This is a genomic window from Kosakonia sp. (assembly GCF_032104925.1).
In the GTDB taxonomy this organism is placed as follows: domain Bacteria; phylum Pseudomonadota; class Gammaproteobacteria; order Enterobacterales; family Enterobacteriaceae; genus Kosakonia.
Genome location: NZ_DAMCGF010000001.1, coordinates 345,748 through 368,067 on the forward strand (window position 1 = coordinate 345,748; position 22,320 = coordinate 368,067).

20 protein-coding genes are annotated in these 22,320 nt (G+C 54.9%); 9 read left to right on the forward strand and 11 right to left on the reverse strand.

Translation table 11 applies throughout. The features are described 5' to 3' along the window. Positions 1-3: 3 nt before the first annotated feature. The 7 genes from RT644_RS01675 to RT644_RS01705 are packed head-to-tail and all read right to left on the reverse strand — an operon-like array spanning position 4 to position 11,415. Positions 4-2,205, reverse strand: a complete 2,202-nt coding sequence (locus RT644_RS01675; protein ID WP_313625252.1) for a glycosyl hydrolase 2 galactose-binding domain-containing protein — start codon at positions 2,203-2,205, stop codon at positions 4-6. Next, entirely contained in the window at positions 2,202-4,907 is a 2,706-nt protein-coding gene (locus tag RT644_RS01680) for a response regulator (protein WP_313625254.1), read from the reverse strand. The genes RT644_RS01675 and RT644_RS01680 overlap by 4 nt, the downstream gene beginning before the upstream one ends. After that, positions 4,904-5,341 (reverse strand): globin, encoded by a 438-nt coding sequence (locus RT644_RS01685; protein ID WP_016496113.1) that lies wholly within the window; start codon positions 5,339-5,341, stop codon positions 4,904-4,906. Before RT644_RS01685 ends, RT644_RS01680 begins: the two co-directional genes overlap by 4 nt. Then, on the reverse strand, positions 5,338-6,744 hold the full coding sequence (locus RT644_RS01690; protein WP_313625256.1) for a DUF3131 domain-containing protein: 1,407 nt from the start codon (positions 6,742-6,744) through the stop codon (positions 5,338-5,340). Before RT644_RS01690 ends, RT644_RS01685 begins: the two co-directional genes overlap by 4 nt. Then, the gene (locus RT644_RS01695; RefSeq protein WP_313625258.1) at positions 6,729-8,276 is read right to left on the reverse strand and encodes a DUF3131 domain-containing protein; all 1,548 of its coding nucleotides are present in this window, start codon (positions 8,274-8,276) and stop codon (positions 6,729-6,731) included. The genes RT644_RS01690 and RT644_RS01695 overlap by 16 nt, the downstream gene beginning before the upstream one ends. Continuing rightward, positions 8,273-9,604, reverse strand: coding sequence for a DUF3131 domain-containing protein (locus RT644_RS01700; RefSeq protein WP_313625260.1), 1,332 nt, complete (start codon positions 9,602-9,604; stop codon positions 8,273-8,275). Before RT644_RS01700 ends, RT644_RS01695 begins: the two co-directional genes overlap by 4 nt. Further along, positions 9,601-11,415, reverse strand: a complete 1,815-nt coding sequence (locus tag RT644_RS01705; RefSeq protein WP_313625262.1) for a glycosyltransferase — start codon at positions 11,413-11,415, stop codon at positions 9,601-9,603. Before RT644_RS01705 ends, RT644_RS01700 begins: the two co-directional genes overlap by 4 nt. Positions 11,416-11,708: 293 nt before the next feature. Between RT644_RS01705 and opgC the strand changes: the two genes are divergently transcribed. Genes opgC through RT644_RS01730 form a run of 5 tightly spaced genes read left to right on the forward strand, consistent with a single transcriptional unit; the run spans position 11,709 to position 15,813 of the window. Continuing rightward, positions 11,709-12,929: an OpgC domain-containing protein gene (gene opgC / locus RT644_RS01710; RefSeq protein WP_016496108.1), complete on the forward strand. Its 1,221-nt coding sequence runs from the start codon at positions 11,709-11,711 to the stop codon at positions 12,927-12,929. Between the two features lie 11 nt (positions 12,930-12,940). Further along, positions 12,941-13,840, forward strand: coding sequence for a hypothetical protein (locus RT644_RS01715; RefSeq protein WP_097406762.1), 900 nt, complete (start codon positions 12,941-12,943; stop codon positions 13,838-13,840). 11 nt (positions 13,841-13,851) lie between these two features. Beyond that, on the forward strand, positions 13,852-15,066 hold the full coding sequence (locus tag RT644_RS01720; protein ID WP_097406761.1) for a PP2C family protein-serine/threonine phosphatase: 1,215 nt from the start codon (positions 13,852-13,854) through the stop codon (positions 15,064-15,066). Continuing rightward, entirely contained in the window at positions 15,056-15,394 is a 339-nt protein-coding gene (locus RT644_RS01725) for an STAS domain-containing protein (protein ID WP_016496105.1), read from the forward strand. The genes RT644_RS01720 and RT644_RS01725 overlap by 11 nt, the downstream gene beginning before the upstream one ends. Before the next feature lie 2 nt (positions 15,395-15,396). After that, entirely contained in the window at positions 15,397-15,813 is a 417-nt protein-coding gene (locus RT644_RS01730; RefSeq protein WP_313625268.1) for an ATP-binding protein, read from the forward strand. 4 nt (positions 15,814-15,817) lie between these two features. Here the strand turns inward: RT644_RS01730 and tehA are convergent, their stop codons facing one another. Next, positions 15,818-16,780, reverse strand: coding sequence for a dicarboxylate transporter/tellurite-resistance protein TehA (gene tehA / locus RT644_RS01735; RefSeq protein ID WP_313625270.1), 963 nt, complete (start codon positions 16,778-16,780; stop codon positions 15,818-15,820). Positions 16,781-17,004: 224 nt separating this feature from the next. Here tehA and yahO point away from each other — a divergent pair, with 224 nt between their 5' ends. The 4 genes from yahO to RT644_RS01755 all read left to right on the forward strand — a co-directional run bounded on the left by yahO (position 17,005) and on the right by RT644_RS01755 (position 19,096). Beyond that, the gene (gene yahO / locus RT644_RS01740; protein ID WP_017456766.1) at positions 17,005-17,280 is read left to right on the forward strand and encodes a DUF1471 family periplasmic protein YahO; all 276 of its coding nucleotides are present in this window, start codon (positions 17,005-17,007) and stop codon (positions 17,278-17,280) included. Between the two features lie 182 nt (positions 17,281-17,462). Beyond that, positions 17,463-17,849 carry a hypothetical protein gene (locus RT644_RS01745; protein WP_313625272.1) on the forward strand — a complete coding sequence of 129 codons (387 nt, stop codon included), beginning with the start codon at positions 17,463-17,465 and terminating at the stop codon, positions 17,847-17,849. 240 nt (positions 17,850-18,089) lie between these two features. Then, complete coding sequence (locus tag RT644_RS01750; RefSeq protein ID WP_249881915.1) at positions 18,090-18,530, forward strand: hypothetical protein; 441 nt, start codon at positions 18,090-18,092, stop codon at positions 18,528-18,530. 14 nt (positions 18,531-18,544) lie between these two features. Next, a complete protein-coding gene (locus RT644_RS01755) occupies positions 18,545-19,096 on the forward strand; it encodes an RNA polymerase sigma factor (protein WP_097406825.1) in 552 nt (183 codons plus the stop codon). A gap of 120 nt (positions 19,097-19,216) precedes the next feature. Here the strand turns inward: RT644_RS01755 and RT644_RS01760 are convergent, their stop codons facing one another. The 3 genes from RT644_RS01760 to RT644_RS01770 all read right to left on the reverse strand — a co-directional run bounded on the left by RT644_RS01760 (position 19,217) and on the right by RT644_RS01770 (position 22,237). Further along, on the reverse strand, positions 19,217-20,563 hold the full coding sequence (locus tag RT644_RS01760) for a hypothetical protein (protein WP_097406755.1): 1,347 nt from the start codon (positions 20,561-20,563) through the stop codon (positions 19,217-19,219). 80 nt (positions 20,564-20,643) lie between these two features. Next, the gene (locus tag RT644_RS01765; protein ID WP_313625276.1) at positions 20,644-21,942 is read right to left on the reverse strand and encodes a glycoside hydrolase family 10 protein; all 1,299 of its coding nucleotides are present in this window, start codon (positions 21,940-21,942) and stop codon (positions 20,644-20,646) included. Between the two features lie 7 nt (positions 21,943-21,949). Next, positions 21,950-22,237 carry a VF530 family protein gene (locus RT644_RS01770; protein ID WP_313625278.1) on the reverse strand — a complete coding sequence of 96 codons (288 nt, stop codon included), beginning with the start codon at positions 22,235-22,237 and terminating at the stop codon, positions 21,950-21,952. Positions 22,238-22,320 lie beyond the last annotated feature (83 nt).

The window sequence follows — 22,320 nt, forward strand, 5'->3', positions numbered from 1 at the left end:
AGGTCAGTTTGTGGCCTCACCGACCTCCGTTTGCCAGGCGTTTTCCGCCACTTTTTTTCCTGTTGCATCGAAGATGTGATAAGTCACCGTCAGCACGCCGGTACTGTCAGGCCTCACCGTCAGATCGGCGATTTTCACGCCGCTATCCACCGCCAGCGTCTGCTGTTTTTGCCCGGTCAAAAGCGGGCGGTCGCGCTGTGTCACTTGCCATTTCAGCGTGCAATCTTCGCAGGGGGTATAGGTATCATTTACCGCCCACAGACGTAGCGTGGCGGGTTTTCCGCGCTGCCACTGCGCGCTGACCGGTTCAATGGAGGGTAACAACGGCTGATAGGCTTTTTGCAGTGCGTAATACCCGGCTTTCGGATGGCGTAAATAATCCACCACGCCCCAGTTTATCGACGGCCAGGTTTCGACAAACATGAACTGGAACAGTGCAGTCACAGGCTGATAGCGTTGACGACGATAGCTTTCCGCCGCCATCGCGACAAGCTGCGCCTGGTATTGCTGGGTATTTTCAATAAACGTTTGCAAATCCTCGCCGCGCGGGATATTGGCAAATTTAAAGGTCTGAAACGGCTGGAAGTTATGGTATTTCCACTTCACCCAGCCAGGATCGTCCGCCGCCGTGGTTGCAGGCCACAGTAGAGAAGCGGGAATAATGGTTTTCAGTGTGGCAAGGCGCGGCAGCGCCTGCGCGCCAAACTCGGTGATAATGCCGGTTTTCGCCGGGGCGAGCAGATCGCGCATCACGCCGAAATACCAGCCTTGCCAGTAGTGCTCTTCGACGGCGGAAAAACGATGTACGATCCGCGAATTATCTTCGGCCAGCGTGTCTGCCACGCGCGCGGTCAGCGTTTGGTTCAGCTCTTTATGCCAGTCGGGAAAGCGTTTTTCCATCCAGGGGGAGTTCCACGGCGGTTCGTTATGCCCGCCCCAGACGATAATGGACGGCGAATTGCCAAACTGCTCGACCATCTTGCGGGTTTGTCGCGCGGCGTTATCGGCAAAGGCCGCGCTGTCGTCATATCCCCATTGCAGCGGCACATCCTGCCAGAGCATCAGCCCCAGTTCGTCGGCAACCTGGTAAAGCGGGCGGTTGGCTACATGACCATGCACGCGAATGGCGTTGGCGTTCATTGCCAGCACCATGCGCAGGTCACGCCGATATTTCTCCGCGTCCATGGTGCTCAACCACGGCGAACCGATGTAGTTGGTTCCTTTGATAAACAGCCGTTTTTCATTAATAAGCCAGCCACGGTTATCCGCTTGTTCTTCTACCTTACGCAGCCCGGTTCGGCTCTTGGCGCTATCCATTACGCCGCGATCGTCCGCGAGGGTGACACGCACCTGGTAGAGATTCGGTTTACCCAGACTGGCGGGCCACCAGAGCTTTGCGCCTGCCATGGGCAGCGTCACCGTCATCGTTGCGGTTTCCCCGCCGGTAGCATTCAGGGTCACAGCCTGTTCAAGGCGGAATGCACGACCGTTAAAATTCGCGGGTTCGGCAAGCAGCTTCAGCGTTGCGGGCCCGCGGTTGCGCGACCGGTAGCGGATCTCTGCGCGTAAGGCAGGGTTCGCCAGGCCGTTTTGCCAGTCCGGGCGCAGAATAATCTCGTCGATCACGGCGCTCCGGCTCAGGTGCAGACGCACCGGCGACCAGATGCCGCCAGAGTTGGCATCCTGACCGTGCGGTGACCAGGCGCCACCGGGGCGGGTGTCGTGCTGATTTAGCACGCCTTTGATCAGCTTTTTGTGCAGCGGCCAGAGCGTTTTCGGATCTTCATATGGGCTGTCGACGCGCACCGCCAGGCGATTATGGCGACGTACTGTGTCGGTAATATCGACGGCAAAACGCTGGAAGTACCCTTCGTGGCGCGCCAGGTGCTGGCCGTTGAGCGAGACATCGGCATAGTAATCCACTCCGTCAAACACCAGTGTTGCCAGCGTATCCGGGGCAAGAGCGGGCAGGGTGAAGTCGTGTCGATACCACATTGCCCCCTGGTGATCGTACCCGGCTGAATACCAGTTGGCCGGAACCGTTAATTTTCGCCAGTCGCCGACAGGTGCGCGAATGCCGTCAAATTCAGCCTGATTGGCATCATGCACACGCCATTGCCCCGCCAGCGACCAGCTCACCGGCGTCGGATGCGCCTGGGTGAAGGCTGACAAAAACAATAAGCACGTGACGGTGTAACGTTTCATGATGAGGCCTCCCGCGTTTGTAACCAGTTGAGCGCGTGCTGGCGCTCATGTTGCAGTGGCGCAAGCAGGCGCGCCAGTTCCGCGTCGCTCAGGCTTTGCGACTGGCTTTCCAGTTGTTGGAGAACCTGGCTCAGGCTCCGGAAATCAAGCGCGATGGCTTCTCCGCGCAACTTATGAGCGCTGCGGCGCACGGTTTCGCGATCGCCGGAGCGTACCGCCTGTTCAATGGCGTCGCTGAGCTCCATCAGGCCTTCCCTGAAAATGGTCATAAGTTCGTTCAGTAGCGCCCTGTCGCCGCCCAGTTGTTCAAGCAGGGCGCTTTCGTTGGGCATTCCCGCTGCCATTTGCGCTGCGGCGTGGGGCGAGGGGGTTCCCACTACGCGGGTCAGTTCCGCATTCAATGCTTCACGCGTGACGGGTTTGGCGATATAGCCATCAAAACCCAGTTCGAAGCAGCGTGCTTTGTCGCCCTGCATGGCATGGGCGGTCATGGCGATCACCCGCTGTGGCGGCACACCGCGCCGGGCTTCTTCTTCTCGCAGCAGACGAATAGCCGTTTCACCGTCCATGCCCGGCATTTGCAGATCCATCAGAATCACATCCCAACGGCTGGCCTGCCAGTGCTCAAGCGCGGCCTGGCCATCGGCGACGATTTCGCAGCGATGCCCAAGCTGCTCAAGCAGCCGGTAGGCCAGCTTTTGGTTGACGAGGTTATCTTCTGCCAGCAGAACATGCAGGCTCTGCTGCCGTGTTGGCGGCGCAGCGGCGGGTTCTGCAGCCGGGCTGACCGTGGGCGCGGGCGTGGGTACGCTGACCGGCAACAACAGGGAGGCGATGGCCTGTTGCAACTCGCTGTGATCGACCGGTTTATGCAGATAGTGCGCAATGCCAATGCGCTTGAGCATATTTCTGTCGAAATGACGGTTCATGGAACTGAGCATAATAATGCGGCTCTGGCTGGCTTCCGGTAGCACCGAAAGTTCCAGCGCCAGTGAGATGCCGTCCATATCCGGCATTTGCGCATCCAGCAGGATCAGCGGAAACGGCGGCATTTGCGCCGCCAGCGCCAGCGCTTCCAGCGGTTTGTTGATACAGACCGGCGTCAGCCCCATGGCGGTCAGTTTGGCCTCCAGCAAGCGTAAGTTGGTGGCGTTATCATCGACGACCAGCACCCGTTCACCGTGAAACTGGTGCGCTTCTGTCGTTGTCATTTCGCTCACGGGCAAGTTTGCCAGCGGCAGGGTGAAGGCGAACTCACTCCCAACGCCCGGCGTACTGGTCACCGTTAAATTTCCCCCCATCATCGCCACCAGCCGCGCGGAGATGGTCAGCCCCAGCCCGGTGCCGCCATAGCGGCGTGTGGTGGAGCTGTCCGCCTGGCTGAACGCTTCGAAAATCAGTTGCTGTTTATCCGGGGGAATACCAATGCCGCTATCGCGCACCCGAAACCGCCACTGGGAGCCGTTGCCGGCGGGTTCAATTCCGAGCAATACCTCGCCGTGGTAGGTAAATTTCAGCGCGTTGCTGATGAGATTGGTCAGGATCTGGCGCAGCCGCACGCTATCGCCTCGCACCACCTCCGGCAAACGCGGGTCAATATCGACCAGCAGTTCCACCCCTTTTTCGCTGGCGGCAGGCATATGCGGGCGGATCAGCGACTGGATAAACGGGCGTATCTCCAGCGCCTCGTCATTAATCAGGATCTTCCCGGCTTCGATTTTCGAGAAGTCGAGAATGTCATTGATAATATGCAATAAAGATTGCGCCGAGCTCATCACCAGCGTCAGGTATTCGCGCTGTTCGGCGCTCAGCGGGGTTTCAAGGCACAGTTGCGTCATGCCGAGAATACCGTTCATTGGCGTGCGGATTTCATGGCTCATATTGGCGAGAAACGCGCTTTTGGCTTCGTTCGCTTGTCTGGCGACATGGGCCGCTTCAATGGCGAGCAGCTCTGCTTCTTTGCGGCGGTTGATATCCTGCAATGTGCCAATCACGCGCTCCATTGCGCCGCTCAAATTCAGGGTGGTAACCTGGCCGGAGAGCAGCATCCAGCGCCACTGATCCTGCTTATAACGGACACGGATTTCGCATTCAAACACCGGAAAATGGTGCGCGCGGGAGCGCAGCACGGTGCGGATCAGGTGAAAGCGATCCGCCGGATGCACCAGCCCAAGCATGACGTTGACATTATGGTGCCAACTGTCGCGCGGTTGCCCCACCAGGCTTAACAGCGTATCGCTGAGCTGGAGGATATCCGGCGAGACTTGCCAGTCCCAGATCCCGATATGAATCGACTCCGCGGCCAGCAAAAAGTCAGCGTGCAGATCCTGGCGTGCGCGCTGCGCCATATCGAGGTGTGAAATGTCCGTATGCAGGCTGATGATGCCGCCATCGGGTAAACGCTGATGTTGAACAAACAGGCGTCGTTCTCCTTGATGACGTACCTCGTAGTGACTTTCCAGCCGACAGTTGCGGATTACCGACTCTTTTAGCGCCTGTCGCCGGGCAGGATCGGTATTGAAGGCGGTATCGATAAACTGGCTGGCTAACGCTTCCAGCGTGACGCCGGGTTGCAGGCGGGGGGCCAGCGACGGGTAAAACTGGCCGATTTTGTCATTCCACGCCACCAGTCGTTCTTGCGCGTCATACCACATCACCGCAATCGGTAGCGCGTTGAGGTCGAAGCGCGAGGCGGCGGTCATGATTGCGCTCCCGCCTGGTAGTGCAGCTCCGCCTGACGGCGAAGATATTCCAGTCCAGGCGCTATCGCCATAGCCCAGGCGGTAAGGATCTCTTCATCGCACAGGGGATCGCGCTGGCGCACGGTATCTAGCATGGCTTGCCGCCAGAGGGCGAAAAAGCGGGGCGGCAAGTGCAAGCCGCTGTCGCTCTGGTCGCGGGCAAGTTTTTCCAGAAAATCGGGCACGAAGAGGGAGCCATCCACCGCCAGCATGGCAAAAAAGCTCTTAAATATAAGCTGACGGCCTTGCTCGGCGTTACCGAGCAAAAAGTGGCGTTCGGTTTCCGGCGACATGCGCACAAAGGCGTCATAAAAAGCATTGAAAAAGGGCTTTTTGTCATCCTGCGGGAACACGCGGCCCAGACTGGCTTCAAAAAGATCGCGGTAAAATTTCATTTTTTCATCTCCACCCGGCGCTCGCCGGGTAAGCAGAGTCCCGGCGCGCTGAAAACATCAGTCGCCTGCAGGTTGAAATAGCTGCCGTTATCGATTAATCCATTGCGGAATAGTGGGCCGCCGTGTGCCTTATAAAACAAGCTTTCCAGCACCATGGCGTTAGTTGACAGGGTGATCGTGCGGTTAAAGTCGCCGGTGGCTTCTACCCGGCCTTCAAACCATCCGCGCTGTGCATCGTTCATCCGCCGGCTGACATTCATTAGCGCATCGGTAAAGGGGGTGTCCCACAGCACCCAAAGGGCGAAAACCGCTTTGGTGGAAACCTGCGCCAGACGCGGATAGTATTTCCCGTCGGCACCCAGTGTGTTCCAGGCGTAACCATTGCCCCACACCGTGTCGTCAACATGCCACGGAGCCTGGCCGAGCGCGAAGTCGGCCCTGGCGGTAAGCACTTTCTCTTTTTCCCACCGCGTTTGTTGGGTGAGCCACACCTGTTTGGCCCGCTCACGTAACGCCTTGCGGGTGGCGCGCTCTACGCCCGGCGGTTGCCAGCCGAACTCCAGCCCTGGCAGCATGTAAGGCAGTGTGGAGATGAGCGAGGGTTGCCAGGTGGTGCGCGGGTCGCGGGCATCCACTTCCAGCGCCCGCTGGTGGATGATCACGTTGCGTGCGGGCGGCGCGAAAGCCTGGTCTGGCGCAAAACCCCATAAACGAAAGGCGGTGGCCGCGTATTCGCTTTCGCCGAGCCGCAGCTCCTCGCGGATCACCGGTTTGCCATTCTCAATGGAGGAGGACCAGAGTTCGCCGTGGGGATCGATAACCTGGCAGAAGTTCCAGCGCAGAACGATTTTATCCAGATACTCCTGGTATTGCGGCGCCCATTCGCTGACGAGACGTAAGGCCAGCATCAGGCGCGCCATATCCCGCGCCGACCAGCCGTTTCGCTGCGTCTGACCGCTAAAATCCACCAGCGAGGCGTTTGGCGTGGCGTAGAGGCGGCCCGGTGTGCGGGTATCGGTCAGCGCGAGGCGGTTCAGCGTGCCGAGCAGTTGCGTCAGCCGATGATCGAACTCCTCCTCTTTCAAAAGCCCCAGTTCCCTGGCGGCCAGCAGGGCAATTAGCGTGTCGCCCATCTGCCAGAGCGTGGCGCGGGGCTGTTTATCGCTGCCGTTGACCAGCCCGGTTTGCGGCTGGGTATTGTTAACGAAGTAGCGCCACGCTGTTTGCGCCCACTGGCGCTCCTCCGGGGTCAGGGCACTGATTCGCGCGCTGGTGTTCCAGCCGCCTTTGCTCAGCCAGCGCCAGCCTGCGCCGCCATCTTTAACAAGGGCGAGCAGCGCCAGCGCAACCAGCAAGAAACCGAGCAGCGCGGCCAGGGCTTTGCGGCTTACTGTTTTAAGCATGACGCCGCCACCGGGGGTAATTTCACCGGCTCGTCCGCATTACAGGACGCGCACTGGCATGCCTGACAACTGGATTTTGTGCGCAGGGCCGTGCCGGTCCGCTCACACCAGCTTTTCACGGCGGACGTCGGGTTCAGGAACGGGCGGTTGCGCCGGGTATTGTTTTCTTCAAACAGATCGACCAGTTTTTTCTCCCACAGCGAGGGGGCGAAATTCTTGTCTTTCGGATTGTCGGTATTAAAGCGCAGCAGCTTGCCGCTCTTTTTAAACATCAGGGCTTCAAGCATGATGCCGTTGTTGTTGGCGGTGAACTCTTTAATCGGCCCGCTGCCGTTCTCATACAGCCCTTCGTAGTAGCCTTTGCCCTCTTCGTTGGCGTTTTCGATAACGCTTAATAACCGATCGGTGTAGGGCGAATTCCACAGCACCCACATGCCCAGCGCGGCTTTTAGCGATACGGCGGCGGTTTCCGGCACGTACTGGCCTTTGTCGGTGATGGTGTTCCAGTTGAAGCCGTCACTGAACACCGTGTCGTAAACAAAGTAAGGCGCTTTATCCAGTTGATGCTCGGAGCGGGCTGTCAGCATGCCGGTAATGGTGTAGCGGTTCTCCTGCGCTTGATACACGCGATCAGCGAAGTTTTTCATCCACGGATGTGAATAGTGGTTTTTGGTGTTACTGCGATCGTCGGCGGTATCAAAGCCCATCTCCAGGCCATACAGCAGATAAGATTCTGTCACCACGTAGTTATGCTGAAAGGTTCGGCGCGAGTCGCGCGAGTCATACGGCACCAGCACGCAGTAGATCTCCGCCAGATCGTACGGTTGCGGGCGGCTGGCCTGGCAGGTATTAAAACCCCAAAGCTGGTAACCCGCCGAGGCGTACTCTTCATACCCCAGGCGTCCTTCCTGAACATATTTCGGCTGGCCGTTCTCCAGATACGCGCCATACAGCGTGCCGCAACCGTCGACCACATGGCTGAAATCCCAGCGCAGAACGACGTTATCAATACTGTTGCCATACTCCGGATAACGTTCTTTGATAATTTTCATCCACAGCAGCATGCGGCCAATATCCAGCGCGGAGAAGCCAATCTCGCCGGGTTTGTTCAGGTAGTCCACTTTCTGTGCGTTAATGGTGTTGTAGACCTTGTTGGGCAGCTCATTGCGAAACAACTGGATGGTATTGAGGGTGGCGAGGAATTTGATTAACCGCCGATCAAACTCGGCTTTATCAATAATGCCCAGTTCACGCGCCGCCGTCAGCGCGGCCAGATAGGAGGCGCTGTCCCACATGGTGGTGGAGGGGTATTTATTAACCGCGTTCACCAACCCGGTGGTGGGCTGATAGTTTGCGACAAAGTATTGCCAGGCGTTTTTCGCAATCTTCATCTCCTGTGCCGTCAACGTGCCGCTGCGCACCGGATACTCGGACGCGGGCAACCCCGGCGCGGCCTGGGCGCTGGTCATTACCAGCCCGAGAGCCACAATGCCAGCCCACCGGCGGAAAAGCGTCAAACAAATCAACTTCATGGCGTGGCTCCTGCTGCTGGGGTTGGACGGGCGGTGGTGTTCATACAGCTCAGGCACAGCATCTGGCCGTGCGCGATAAACGAAAGGCTTTCAAGCACGATGGCGTTGGTGTCGGCGTCAATAACGTTATTCACACTGGCGTTGAGGTTAAGCCCTTGCTGCCAGCCTTTACCCGGAACCTGCAACGTCAATACCTGTTCGCGCAGGGCTTCACTCCAGGTGTTACGAAACAGGGCGTACCACGCAAACGCCGAGCGGGTGGAGGTGATAGCGCGCTGCTCTGGCGGGGCGTTGCTGACGCTGCTCTGATTGTCCGGCTGGCGGTTTGGCTGCTCGGTAACATATTCGGGCGCGGGCTCGGCATAATCGGTGCTGATGGGTGGTTTACGAACCTGTAAGCTGTGGCGGCGCTGCTGAATTTGCATAATGCGCCAGGCGATCTCCGCGCTTTGCGCGTCAAAACCGGTCTCCAGTCCGGTGAGCAAATAGGGCAGGCTCACCAGCGACGGCTGGCGTCCCCACGGCGTGCGCAGCCCTTCGTCGGGCACCATAACGCCGTCAATATCAATCATCGCCTGGCCTTCCGGCGGATTGGTGACGGCTAGCCCCGCATCGTTGTCAATAAGACGCAGCGTGTGGCTGGCGTACAGGCGGTAACCAAAGCTGTTACGCGGTTCATCTGTCGCCAGTGTCCAGTGATGTACCGGCAGTGAGGCGAGGGTGGTTTCGCCGCGTTCAATCAGCGCGCCGGTCTGCCACTGATTAAACAGATCGCGGATTTCCGCCGCGTGCTGCGGGTAGTGCCAAAGCAGGGTTTGCAGCGCCGTCAGCAAGCGTCCCATGCCGATGGCGGAACTCTCCGCCTTGCCGAGGATTTTCAGTGTATCGGCGTGGTAATAACTGGCGGGTATTCCCTGCGCATTAAGGGGTAACTGACCGAGGCTGAACAGCGCGGCAGTGATGCGCTCGTCAAACTCTCCGGTGGTGATAATGTCCAGGCGCTGTGCGGCCATGGCAGCGAAGAGATAGCTGCCGGTGCTCCATAAGCTGAACCACGGTTCGGCGTCGCGGGCGTTAGCCAGGCCGTTTGGCTGGGTGTTATTGACATAATATTGCCAGGCGACCCGCGCCCAGATCGCTTCGTTAAAGGTTAAGTCGCGCGTGGTGGGCAACGGCGGAAACGCTTTGCTCAGCGCCAGGCCGGACGTGCTCTCTACGCGGGTAGGCATCTGGCGTTCCACCCAAACGACGATGGCAAAGCCCAACAGGAAACCGAGCAGGATGGTGATATAACTGCGGGCGTTCAGCAGCGCATCGCGCATTCTCATGGCGTTGGCTCCTCATCGGGCGGCGTCCACATCGCCGCGAGGATCAGCGGCAGCATGGCGGCAATATTCACCGCACCCCAGAAAATGTTGATCACGTAACCTGAAGGGTCATCCACCTGGCCGCGTGCCACCTGAATCCCGCCCCATAGCAGGCCAAGCAGTGTCAGCACCACAATGGCGATTTGCGGCTTCACAAGGTAGAGAAACCGCCCGGCCTGGCGCTCTTTGGGCGTGACGTGGAATTTGATCTGCTCCCCACGCAGAACGGTATCGAGGGCGCGTAAATTCATCGAGAAAAAAGAGAGATAGGATGCCCGTCCATCCCAGGCGGAAATACCCCATGTCCCAAACATGAACGCCAGCTCCGAAACAATAAAAAACGGTAAGAAATGCAGATAAAACGGCGTGGACCACGCAGAGACGGGGGGGATGCCGGTAAACAGATAAATAATGGGCGAAATCAGGAATACGGTATTCCAGATACAGGCGAGATAAGACCAGAACGTGGTGGCGTACATCAGCGTCTGAGGCAGCGACAACTTGAAGCGGCGGCGGGAAAAAATGTTGTCGTGAAACAGAATATCCAGCGAACCAGCGGCATATTTAAAGCGCTGGATCATCCAGGTCAGCATATCCTGCGGTGAGAGCATTTTGGATTCGATACGCGGATGCATCACCGAACGCCAGCGGCGTGCATCGTCGCCATGCAGAACAATGGAGGTATAAATATCTTCCGAGACGTGGAATTTGTACGGCGTCAGTTCGGTGTCGTAAATCACATGCGGGCGCATCGCTTCCTGAAGCGCTGCACGCATGGCCGGATCGCGAATATCACGGGTATGACGGTCGATTTCGGCATCGACGTTCCACACGTAGCTGCGCAATGCCGCCTGCATCACCGCTTCGCGGCGATGAATTGACGCTGCACCGCAGCAAAACGCGGCATTTGCCCAGTTGCGGCGGCGCAAAATGACATCATAAAACATGCGCGGATCGTTGAAAAACGGGTCGCGGCCAAGGGTGACCGGGCCACAAATTTTTTCCAGCGTCCAGCCGAGCGCATACCCGGCTTTGCCAGTCCGGCGTGCGAGCCAACGCGGCAGCCGTTCTCCTTCCGGCAGATCGTAAAACCATTGGGGGGTTTGCACCCAGGCGACATCCGGATCGCGAAAATAGCCCAGCGTATGGCTGAGCAAGGTGGGAAAGACGCGGGTATCGGCATCGCAAATCACAATAAAGTCGCCGTCGGTTTGCTCCAGTCCGTTGCGCAGATTTCCGGCTTTGTAGCCCATATTGTTCTGCCGGGTGATGTAATTAACGCCTTCTTCATCGCAGACGGCTTTCATCTCAGCGCGCCGCCCGTCATCCAGCACATGAATGCGGTAATCGAGCGGGCAAGGGTAGGTGACGTTAAGCGCGTCGCGAATCGATAACCGTACCAGCTCGACATCTTCGGAATAGGTGGCGATAAACAGATCCACCTTGATTGGCCTGGAATCAATGGCTTCTTCTGCGCCATGACAATCGTTGATATCTGCCGGTGGATTTTGCGCCGGTACATCCTTTTCCTGCCACAGGTTAATGGTAAATAACGCGGTACCAATCCATGCCAACGTCTCTGCCAGCACAAGGGGAATGGCGTACCACAGCGCATCCATATTCAGCGATTCCATCCAGCGCCAGCGAATATAATTTGCCCCCAGAATCAACGCCGCCACCGCCAATATTTGCCATGCCTTTTTTACCCATCCGGGAGTGCAAAGGGGTTCTGGCGGGCGACGCGCTTCAAATCTGGAAAAATAAAAACCCATAGTCGCAGATATCCTGATCTGTTAATCATTCGCAAATGAATAATATGCGTCGTGAAGATAAATCTGAGTTGCTTTTAATAGCCTGTGGGAAATGCTTTTAAAGTCATTGTAGAACCCCATCGGTAACTTTCAAGAATGACTACAATTGCCTTTAAGTAACGTCTGATTAACTGGAGTTTCTGTTTAAGGATATATTTTATAATCTGGCGAAGCGGATTCATTTTGCCGGTCAGAGTGTACTACGCTATGTAAATATTAACTTCGCAACCTCTTTTCAGGGCAACGTTTACGAGATGGAAATAAGCCAGTCTGCGCCTGTCGCTATAGCGAAAAACCGTGAAAAAACAACGTGGCGTTATGTATTAGCCGACCGTCGCGATCTACGTATTGATATGATGCGCGGTGTGGCGCTGGTGATGATGGTGGTGGCGCATACGGAAGTGATGTCGGTTTTTAATATTTTTACGTGGGAGCGATTTGGTCTGACAACCGGCGCGGAAGGCTTTGTCATTCTTTCCGGATTTATGCTCGGTATGCTCAATCGCGTGCGTCTGCAAAAAGCGGTGTTATTAACGATTTCCTGGGGATTATGGCGACGCGCATGGAAAATATATCAGGTTAATATCATCATCATAGTTTCTATTCTATTACTCTCGCATCTGCATTTTATAAATACCTTTGAAGTTACCCATTTTACCGATCGTTACTCAGGTACGCATTGGTCATTATTTCCGACCAGCCCGCAAATACGTGAAACCTGGTTTAATATCATCCTCTATTTGCAAATTGGCCCGCATCAAACCCAGATTCTGGGATTATATATTTGCCTGCTGTTAATAAGCCCATTATTTCTGGGACTACTGCATAACGGAAAAGTAGTCTGGCTATTGCTGCTATCGCTGGCGGTTTATTGTTGCTGGCAAGTGTGGCCGATGCGCGTCACGGTCTCCGAGTTTGAATTCGCCTTTCCGCTGATGGCCTGGCAACTGATCTTTGTGCTCGGCATGTGTTGCGGCTGGTACAAAGAGGAACTGCTTTCGCTCGCACAAACGCACGCGGGAAAAGCCATGGTCGCAGCTCTGGTGGTGGTGGCGATAGTGCTGGGATTTGTGGCGCAAAACCATACCAATCCCTTTATCCCACCGGCGTTGTTGTTGCAGGTGATCCCGCCCGCCGATTTTAATGCCTTTTACCACACCTGGGCGGCAAAAAACGGGCTTGGCCCGGTGCGGGTGGTCAATGACATCGCCCTGATGGTGACCGTTTATCTGGTGCTGACCCGTTGCTGGACGCCGATTTACCGTGCCACGGGCTGGTTTTTTATCCCGCTGGGGCAGCACTCGCTCTACACCTTCATTTTGCATGTGTACGTAGTGCTGGTGGTCAGCCAGTTTGTCACCTTCGATTTATGGCGCCAGGCATGGCTGACCAACACGCTGATCCATGCGCTGGCGCTGGGCGCGTTATGGCTGATGGCAAAATATAACGTCGCCGGACGCTGGATACCCAATTGAGGGAACACGATATGCGGGAAAAAATAGGGCTGGTGGTCGTCCTGTGCGGTAGTCTTGCGCCAGCGTATGCCGCCGAGCATAGCCAGGACGCGGGTCAGCAGGAGAGAGCCGCCGAGCAGATCCCTGCGGGGGGCATTAACAGCCGCTGGGGGCGTCTGTTCGCCGGGAATAAAGATAAATTTTCTGCGGCGTTGAGCTTTAACTCAGGGCTGAAACAGCAGTGGGTAACGATACCGAACAATTCGGAATCGGCCTCGCAAACCAAAAAAATCAACCAGACGCTCAATCTGAGCCTGCAATATTCCCCCTACAGTTTCTGGTTCGCGAACGTCATCACCCGCATGCCGGTCAGGGATACCAGCCGCTATACCACCGATTTTCGCTACAGCTTCGGCTATGACGACTGGCACCCGAACACCGTTAGCCTGGTTTACAGTAACTACGGCGATAACCATTTCTGGACGACCGGCAGTAAACGGCACACCTATTTTGAGCAGGGGGCGTTTACGCTGGCGTATAAGTTCTCGTTGCCAAAGCCCATTGAAAATAAGCTTTTAATTAATAAAGGCGATGCGCTGACCTGCCAGCTCGGTTATAGCTGGGTGCCGCGCTACTACGACGCGCAAAGCGACAGCGTGAAAGCCAATAAAAACGTCATGCTTGGCGGCTGCGGCTACACCCTTAAACAGCACTTTTTCGTACGCGCAACTGCGTTCTGGTTCCCTGATAGCAGCCAGCAGCAGCCATGGAACGGCGATTATAGTTACAGCTTTGGTTACGCCACCTATGCGCCTGGCTCGCTCTCTATTCAGTACAGCAACTACGCCGGTACGCGTTTTCCCGGTCATAAAAATGGCAATGCACGATTCCGGGAAGGCACGGTGAGCCTTATCTGGTTGTTACCGCTTTAGGAGCCATGAGGATGGAGCAGAAAAGGGTACTGATTGTCGATGATTCGCGGGTTTATCGCCGTTTGCTGGTTAATCTGCTTTCACAGTGGGGCTACCAGGTGAGTGAAGCGGAGAACGGTGAAGAGGCGCTGGCGATGATGGCGCGAACGCCCGTCAGTATGGTGATCAGCGACTGGGAGATGCCGGTGATGGATGGCCTGGCGCTGTGCCGCGCAATTCGAAACATTGAGTATGGTCACTATGTGTATCTTATTTTGCTGACCGCGCGCGAGAGCGCGGATGACATTACCGAAGGCTTTGACGCAGGCGTGGATGATTTTCTCAGTAAGCCGGTCAACCAGAGCGAGCTTCAGGCGCGTTTACATGCCGGGGCGCGCATTCTGGCGCTGGAAGCAAGCCTTGCCGCGCACAATACACGTTTAAGCGAGGCATTAAACCAGATAGAGCAGGATTTACTGGTGGCCGCGCGGTTGCAGCGTTCGGTATTACCCGCGCATCAACTGCGCTATGAACACTATTTTGCTGACTGGCTGTTTCTGCCTTCGGCCTGGGTCTCCGGCGATATCTTTAATGTGTTCCCGCTCGATGGCCATCTTGGGTTTTATTTTGTTGATGTCGCCGGGCATGGCGTTGGTGCGGCGATGATGTCGCTGGCGGTTGCCCGGCAGTTTCTGCAGGGCCGCGTGGTGGAACGTTTTCTGTTTAATGAACATGGCGAGGTGGCGTCACCCGCGAAGGTCGTGCAGATGCTGAATGCGCGTTTTTGCAGTGAAGATACGGAGATAGTCAGCTATTTCACAATGGTTTATGGCGTTATTAACCTGCGAGATGGCAGCGGGACGTTGTGCCAGGCCGGGCATCCCACGCCGTTTATCGTCTCGCCTGACGGGCAAGTCCGCCAGACGGGTAATGGCGGGCCCCCGGTCGGGTTACTGCCGGATATGCAGTGGGAAGACACTGCATTTAGTCTGCATAACGGCGAGCGGTTGTGCCTGTTCAGCGATGGCATTACCGAGTGTGAAGGGCCAGGCGATGAGCAGTTTGGTGAATTACGCTTACAACATTGGTTACAGCAGCAGACCGGCAAGCCCATTGAGGCGCTGCTGCCGTTATTCGGCGAGCATTTGACGCGCTGGCGTAATCATGACGGCGGGAGTGAAAGAACCATGACGGATGATGTTTCGTTGTTAATTATCGAGCGCGGAGGGGATGGGCATGAATATTGAGATCGAACGGTTGCCGCAGGCCATCATTATGACGCCGGTTGTCAGACGTCTGGATGCGTCGGTGGCGGCGACATTCAGGGAGATGCTCTCACGTGAAATGGCAAATGAGCAGAAAGCGTTAATCATCGATTTTAGCCGCGTCGACTTTATCGACAGTAGCTGTCTGGGCACGCTGGTGTCGTTACTGAAAATGATGAATGGCAAGGGTGAAATGTTGGTTTGCGCCCTCAAGCCCGGTATCCGCAATATGTTCACTCTGACGCGTATGGACAGGGTGTTTCGTATCTGCGAAGACCGCGATGCCGCCTGCGCCGCGCTTGCCAGGTAAACATGATGCGTGAGGCGATTACCCTTGAGGCTACGTTGGGCGCATTAGCTCCGCTGGCGGAGTGGTTGCAGCGCAACATGACGGCGCTGCCCGTTGATGATGCGTGGCGCTTTGCGCTCGACCTTGCTGTTTGCGAAGCGGCGACCAATGTTATTCGCCATGCGTTAAACGAAGACAGCCACCGCGAATTTTCTGTGACATTCAGTTGCCACAACGATGCTGTGCAGGTCGAGTTGACAGATGATGGCGTCGCCCTTTCACCAGACAGCCTGAGCAAAGCGCGGAGAAAAATTGGCAGCGACGAGGAGCAGGAGCTGGAAAGTGGCAGGGGGATAATGCTGATGTTGCTTAGCGTGGATAACGTGAGCGTTGAGCGGGAGGGTGGCTGTAACAAAACCACCCTCGTAAAGCGCCTGTGATGCGTTAGCTGTGCGCCGTGCGGATCAGTAACTTACCCTGCAGTAACAGCGCGAAGGTTTTCACCATCAACAGCACGATCACCAGGTTAGCCGCGATAAACAGCGGGAATGACATCCAGTACAGTGCGCCACCCGGCGTGCCGTGTCCCAGACGAATCGAGGTGGTTGCCAGCGACGCCACGCCGAATGAAAAACTCCAGAACGACGGGTTAAACGGCTGCGAACTGTACCAGGGGATCAGCCTTATCATGAACAGCATCTGTAACAGGCCATAACCGAATAACAGTTTGGCGAACACATCGGCCTGCCCGCCGTTGACGCTCAGCCAGGCGCTACAGGCCACGAATGCAGGCGCCATCTGAATGCCAAGCGATGTACGCACCGCGGGCGACATTTCATCAAGGTTGCGCATCCGGCTGAGAATAGCTGGCTCAAGACTCAGCCAGGAGAAGAGCCCGGCGCCAAGAAACAACATCCCGACATCGTTAAAACCAAACGCGCCGCAGGCCATCGCGCTGATAAAATTATTGGCAACCGTAGGCAGATAAAGCCCCGGCGTCGTCGCTTCTTTCGGGTGCTGACCGCGCCATAACCCGGCGGTTTGCCAGGCGGAGTAGGTGAGCTGCGCCACAACTGCAACAAGAAACAGCCCCAGCGCCAGCGTGTGCAGCCACGGCGCAAGGCCAATGGCGACCAGCATCGAGGTTGCCGGTGCCAGGCTGACAAAACTGCTTTTCAGCGGATGGGAGATCTCTTCCAGCACGCTCGCGCCGTGGCGAAACATTCGGCTAATAAATGCCAGCATCAACAGCGCCCAGATGACCATCGCCAGAATGATTAAGCCATCTGCAGGCAATAGCGTGACCGGCCAGATAGTGGCGGCGAAACGCCAGGAAAAGCCCAGCCCGATAATGCCAAGCACGATGCCAAAGTAGCCCGCCGGCAGGTTGAGGTGTGAATCTTTCATCACCAGACTCCTGAAATGTGTAAACCCTGAAGTAAGACGCGCGCCATTATATATGACATTTCATATGCACGTTTCACTTTTTATTCAGCTTAATATGTTGATTAAATAACCGATTAATTAATGACATTGAATTATTGTTGGCTTGGTCTACCGTTAAAGAGTAAATGATCGACTGTGCTTTTCTGTTATTTACAGCCATCTCAAATCAATCCGGAGAATGCCTGATGAACAAAAAAAGTTTAGTGATTATTAGCGCGTTAACATTACTGGCGAGTAATGCCTGGGCCGCCAAATTAATGGAAAAAGCAGAATTTGATAAAGTTTCTTCTCAATATGAAAAGGTTGGCGAGATTGCCACATCCGACGAAATGTCACCCATGGATGCCCGCCATGCGCTGAGCAAACTGGCAGATGAAAAGGGCGGCGATGTGTATGTCGTCACCTCCGATCAAACAAGGAAAAAAATTCACGCAACGGCTGACGTTTACAAGAAAAAATAAAATACTAAAGCCTCCCGCGCGGGAGGTTTTTATTTGCGAAACAGCCTGGTCTGAATATATCGAATATCGCGTCAGTTAGGTTTTAAATTAATTGTTCTTTTTAACGAAATATATTGGTGCGCAGGGTAAATATACCTGCGCATCTGTTTTTGTTTTTCTACCGCAGTAATAGAGGAGTTTGTATGGGCGTCATCTCACGAATGACGATGCGTGTCTTTGCCATCGTATTATTTCTCTCTGCCAGCTCTGGCGTGTTTGCAGGTCAGTTAATCCTTAAAAATACTTCATCATCACCGATAACCTGTACGGTTGACGGCTGGACCCGCGCGTCTGGCGGCAGCTTTGACTGGTTTATTAAGGTTGAACCGGGGCAGAGTTTTTATGTCGGGCAAAATACCAGCCGGCCAAATCCGCCGATCATTAACTGGGCGAACTGTAATAACCTGCAAACCCGCGCCATGACGCTGACGCTGAAAGGGCCGAACTTCGGGATTATATTCGTCGACATGTTGCGTCAGGGACTTATCGGGGATATCGAACAGCCGGTATTCGTATTGAGGATCTTCTGAGGCTGCCTGTATCCCGCCCGCTTCCGGTGCCGCGTCATAACCTGAGTACTTTCAGAAACATGACGTTAAGGATCCCCATCGGTTTGCGGTTGAGATAAATTAAATCATTATTTTTCAATGTCTTGTTTGCTTGTTGCACTGTGACGGAATTTATTTGCATTTCCCTGGCAATATTTTTACCGCTCATCCGTCTACTTCACCACAAGCAATTATTCACTAACCTGATGGAGTAGAAAAAAGATGAGAGATTTTGATATGCATGAGCACAGACACGGACACCGTCACGGCTTTGGTCGGCACCGCATGATGAAACCGCTGATTATTGGTGTGGTGGTATTCATCGCGTTAGGGCTGCTGGTGATGTCGTTGTGGAACGCGCTGCTACCGGCCATTCTTGGCGTGAAAAGCATTGGTTTCTGGCAGGCGCTGGGGCTGTTAGTGCTGAGCCGCATTCTTTTTGGCGGGCTGGGATTCCACGGGGGAATGTTTGGTATGGCGCGTCGGCGTATGCATGAACGCTGGATGCAAATGACGCCGGAGCAGCGTGAAGCCTTTATCCAGCAGCGCCGTGAAGGGTTTGGTCGCCGCGATCGCTGCGGCTGGCGTGGACGCTGGGATGAAAGGGCAGATGACCGCCATCAGCCTGACGATAGCAGCGCCAAAAAACCGGACGCTGAGTGAGCACGGTGAAAACCATGGACGGCGAGTCTTTGCTGGTTAACGCGCTGAATGCCTGTCGCTCACGCCTGAAAGCGTTTATTCGTGGGCGCACGGCAGTGCGCGATGACGCCGACGACATTTTGCAGGAAGTGACTTACCAGCTGATGAATGTGGAACACCCAGTGGAAAATGTTGCCGCCTGGTTGTTTCGCGCCGCGCGTAATGAAATGACTGACAGAGCGCGTAAAAAACGTGAGCTGCCATTGTCCGGTTTTTTCAACGGCGATGATGATGAGGGCGATTTTGCGGAAGATGAGCTGGCGGAAACGCTGTTTGGCGTGCCGCAAACGCCGGAAGAGGAGTATCTGCGCGAACTGTTATGGCAAGAGCTTGAAAGCGCGCTGGCGGAGCTTCCGCCCGCCCAGCGCGAGGTGTTCGAAAAGACCGAGCTTGAAGGTTTGAGTTATAAGGCGCTGGTGGAGGAGACGGGCGTCAGTATGCAGGCGCTGTTATCCCGTAAACACAAAGCGGTGCGCTATCTGCGCAGCAGGCTGCGCAGTGTTTATGATGCGCTCACGCTCGATTAAAAAGAGTAAGATTAGCTCCGTTCAAATGAGAACGGGGGTTAACTGCGTCAGTAAAAAAGGTGTTATTACCCTGCAATGCAGAACAAACACTATAGCCGCGTTATTTTTCAGGAAACCCTTTTATATTCTTTTAAAAACTCTTTTCTTGCCGGCTCGAGGAGGGAAAATATACCAACCCCGTGCAATAAAATGGGCAGAGTACTTTTTATCAACTTGAATGGGATGATAGTTCCAGAAATCCCGTAACACTTCAGCGTGCGGATGACCTGTGCGGGCTGCCTCAGGATCCGAACTGAAAATACTGTAATCAGGCATCAGAGTATCGGCGATCCCGGCTTTCCAGTTTCCTCTGGCACCATGATGCATGACCTGGAAGGCAGCCAACTGATTGAAACGGTAAGCGCCAAGCACTGTCATCAAATCATCAATATTTTTTAAAGAGTTGAGATAACCATCACCAGTATAAAGAATACTGATTCTGTCAAGCAGGTGATATCTTGGATTTAAGTCAGAATGATATTTTTCATCCTCTGGCATAAACAACTCAATACTAGCGCCATATACCGGACCGGAATAAAGAAAGAGAGAAATCACATTACAATGACGGGAAGAGCTGCCAAATGTGTTGGTATAGGTTTTTTTTAGATCGGCTAATGCCGCTTCTTTAATTTGGCGCTTAGTGGAAGTTTTTAAATTATTCGTATGGATGCGCACGGCTTTTTCGAACTTGCCGTTTTTAAAACGCACCATCGATGCGTCATTATAAGGAACAAATTCCCATATTTTATGGATGGATAACGCCGCGCCAGAACGCACGGCAACCACCTGAGCTGAGCCTGCAGCATGCATGGTATTACCGCTGATCATCGCTGTTAATTCTTCGTCCCTCTGAACTTCATGTTCAGGGAGTTCATCAAACAAGAGCGCTGATGAAATTTCATCAAGTTCTGCATCAGGCGGCACGTCCGGGAGTATAGGTTCTTGCGCGGGATTAGGTTCGTCAGGGCGCGCGTTGACTGGCATCACCAGTATTATCCGCTCAATCGCGCCGCGACTGGCATTGCGCAAAAATCCCACCGGATCAAGCAGGAACTGCGTGAGCGTAGATCGTGGGCCGCTGCGCTCTTCAAACGCAATCACCAACCGTTGCCACAAAGGCATATACGGCAGAACAACATTGCGAACATTACAGTGTTGTAATAATTCGACCACACCGCTGATATGATCTTTATCGAAGTGCGAAATAACTAACAAATCGATAAATGGCAGTGCTTCGGGTGGATGAGGAAGCTGTCGGTGATAGCAATCAATTTGCGTGGTGAGAAGATGCTGAGCAGAAACGGTGCCGCAGTCATACACCCATCGAAATTCAACGTGTCCACACGCGAGCAATCCAGTGCTGAAAAGACCTTGACCAACTGCATGAAAATCATACTTCACATCCAATGCGTAAATGCCTGGCATCATTATGTCTCCCCTAATCCCTGCGTTTTTTATAAACGGATGCGGTGGCACTGAATGCCTTTATCACCCGAAATTTGTCCTGCTTAACCACCCCAGCGGCTCTTCAAATAATTCACTGCCTGCTGGGTTTGCGGCTGTTCCAGATAACTTTCGCGGAACAAAATCGTGCCGTTAATCTGCGGCAGCGATTCGTTTAAATCGAGCTGTTTTTTCAGCTCAGGCACGCCGCCGTTGACTGTCCAGTCGGGCTCATTCTTCGAATATTCCCCCACCTTATACAGCGCCACGCCGATGTAGAGGCGTGTTTTTGTCGGTTTCACGACATCCGCCCACCATTTTGCCAGCACATCGTAACGCGCCGCATCGCGCGCGAATGGCCAGTAGATTTGCGGGGCAATGTAATCCAGTAACCCTTGTTGCACCCAGCGGCGCGTGTCGGCGAACGATTCGTCATACGCCGCGGCACCACGCGTATCGGAACCGGCGGCGTCAAATGAGCGGTTACGCCAGACTCCCGCCGGGCTCACGCCGAATTCGACATTGGGATTGAGTTGTCGGATGGTGCGTGAAACCTGCTCAATCAACTGCTGCGTATTGTTGCGCCGCCAGTCTGCTTTTGAACTGAACGCCTGGCCATATTGCCGGTAAGTCTGGCTGTCATTCAGCGCAGAACTCGGGGTTTCAGAGTAGAAGTAGTCGTCAAACTGAACGCCATCGACCGGGTAGTGTGCCACCACTTCTGCCACGATGCTGGTTATCCAGTCGCGCACTTCCGGAATGCCGGGATCGAGCACAAAACGGTCGCCTGCCGTGCGGATCCAGTCACGATGCAGCACGAAAATGCTGGCCGGATGCAGGGATAAGGTACGGTTGAGTTCCGCGGTGGTCGACGGTTTGGTATTAACCGAAACGCGGTAGGGGTTAAACCAGGCGTGCACTTTCATGCCGCGCTTGTGCGCTTCATCGAGAATAAACTGCAGCGGATCGTAACCCGGATCCTGCCCAATCGTGCCGGTCAGCATATCTGACCAGGGTAAAATCTTTGACGGCCATAGCGCGGTGCCGTCGGGTTTGACCTGGAAAAAGACGGTATTGATGCCAAGGCTTTTTAGCTTATCCAGCTTGTTTCTCAGCGCCTCTTGCTGCTGGCTAATGCGCAACGCAGCACTCATATTGACCGAATTTACCGGCGGCCAGTCGAGACGCGACACGGTCGCCAGCCAGATACCGCGTACGGGTTGTGTATTTTTTGCAGGCGTTGTTGCGAGTGGTTGTTTGGCCACCGGCGGCAACGGTGTGACGAGTGATTTCGGCGCTTTCGAGGCGCAACTGGCGAGTAAAAGCGCAGTGGCAATAAGCACGCCTGACTTTTGTAGTGACATCTGAAAATTAGCTCTTAGGCGTTCGACCGCGGGTCCACGGGTAAAACGCTGGTTCGTCTGATTTGGCCGGGGCGCGCTCTTCCAGCGATTCGAGATACAGCGCCTCAACTTCCGCGCGCGCCCAGGGCGTGCGTCGCAAAAATTTCAAACTGGATTTAACGCTTGGATCGTTTTTAAAGCAATTAATATTGATGCGTTTGCCGAGTTCGAGCCAACCGTAGCGGGCAACCAGCGCGTTAACCTGCATTTCAAGCGTCACGCCGTGCAAAGGATCTTTTGAAATATGAGCGGCCATGTGAAGTCCGGTTTTCAGGAAAAGTGTTGCGGAAGGTTACAAGAAAGCCCGCTAAGCGTCACGGGCTTTGCGCCGCTAAACGT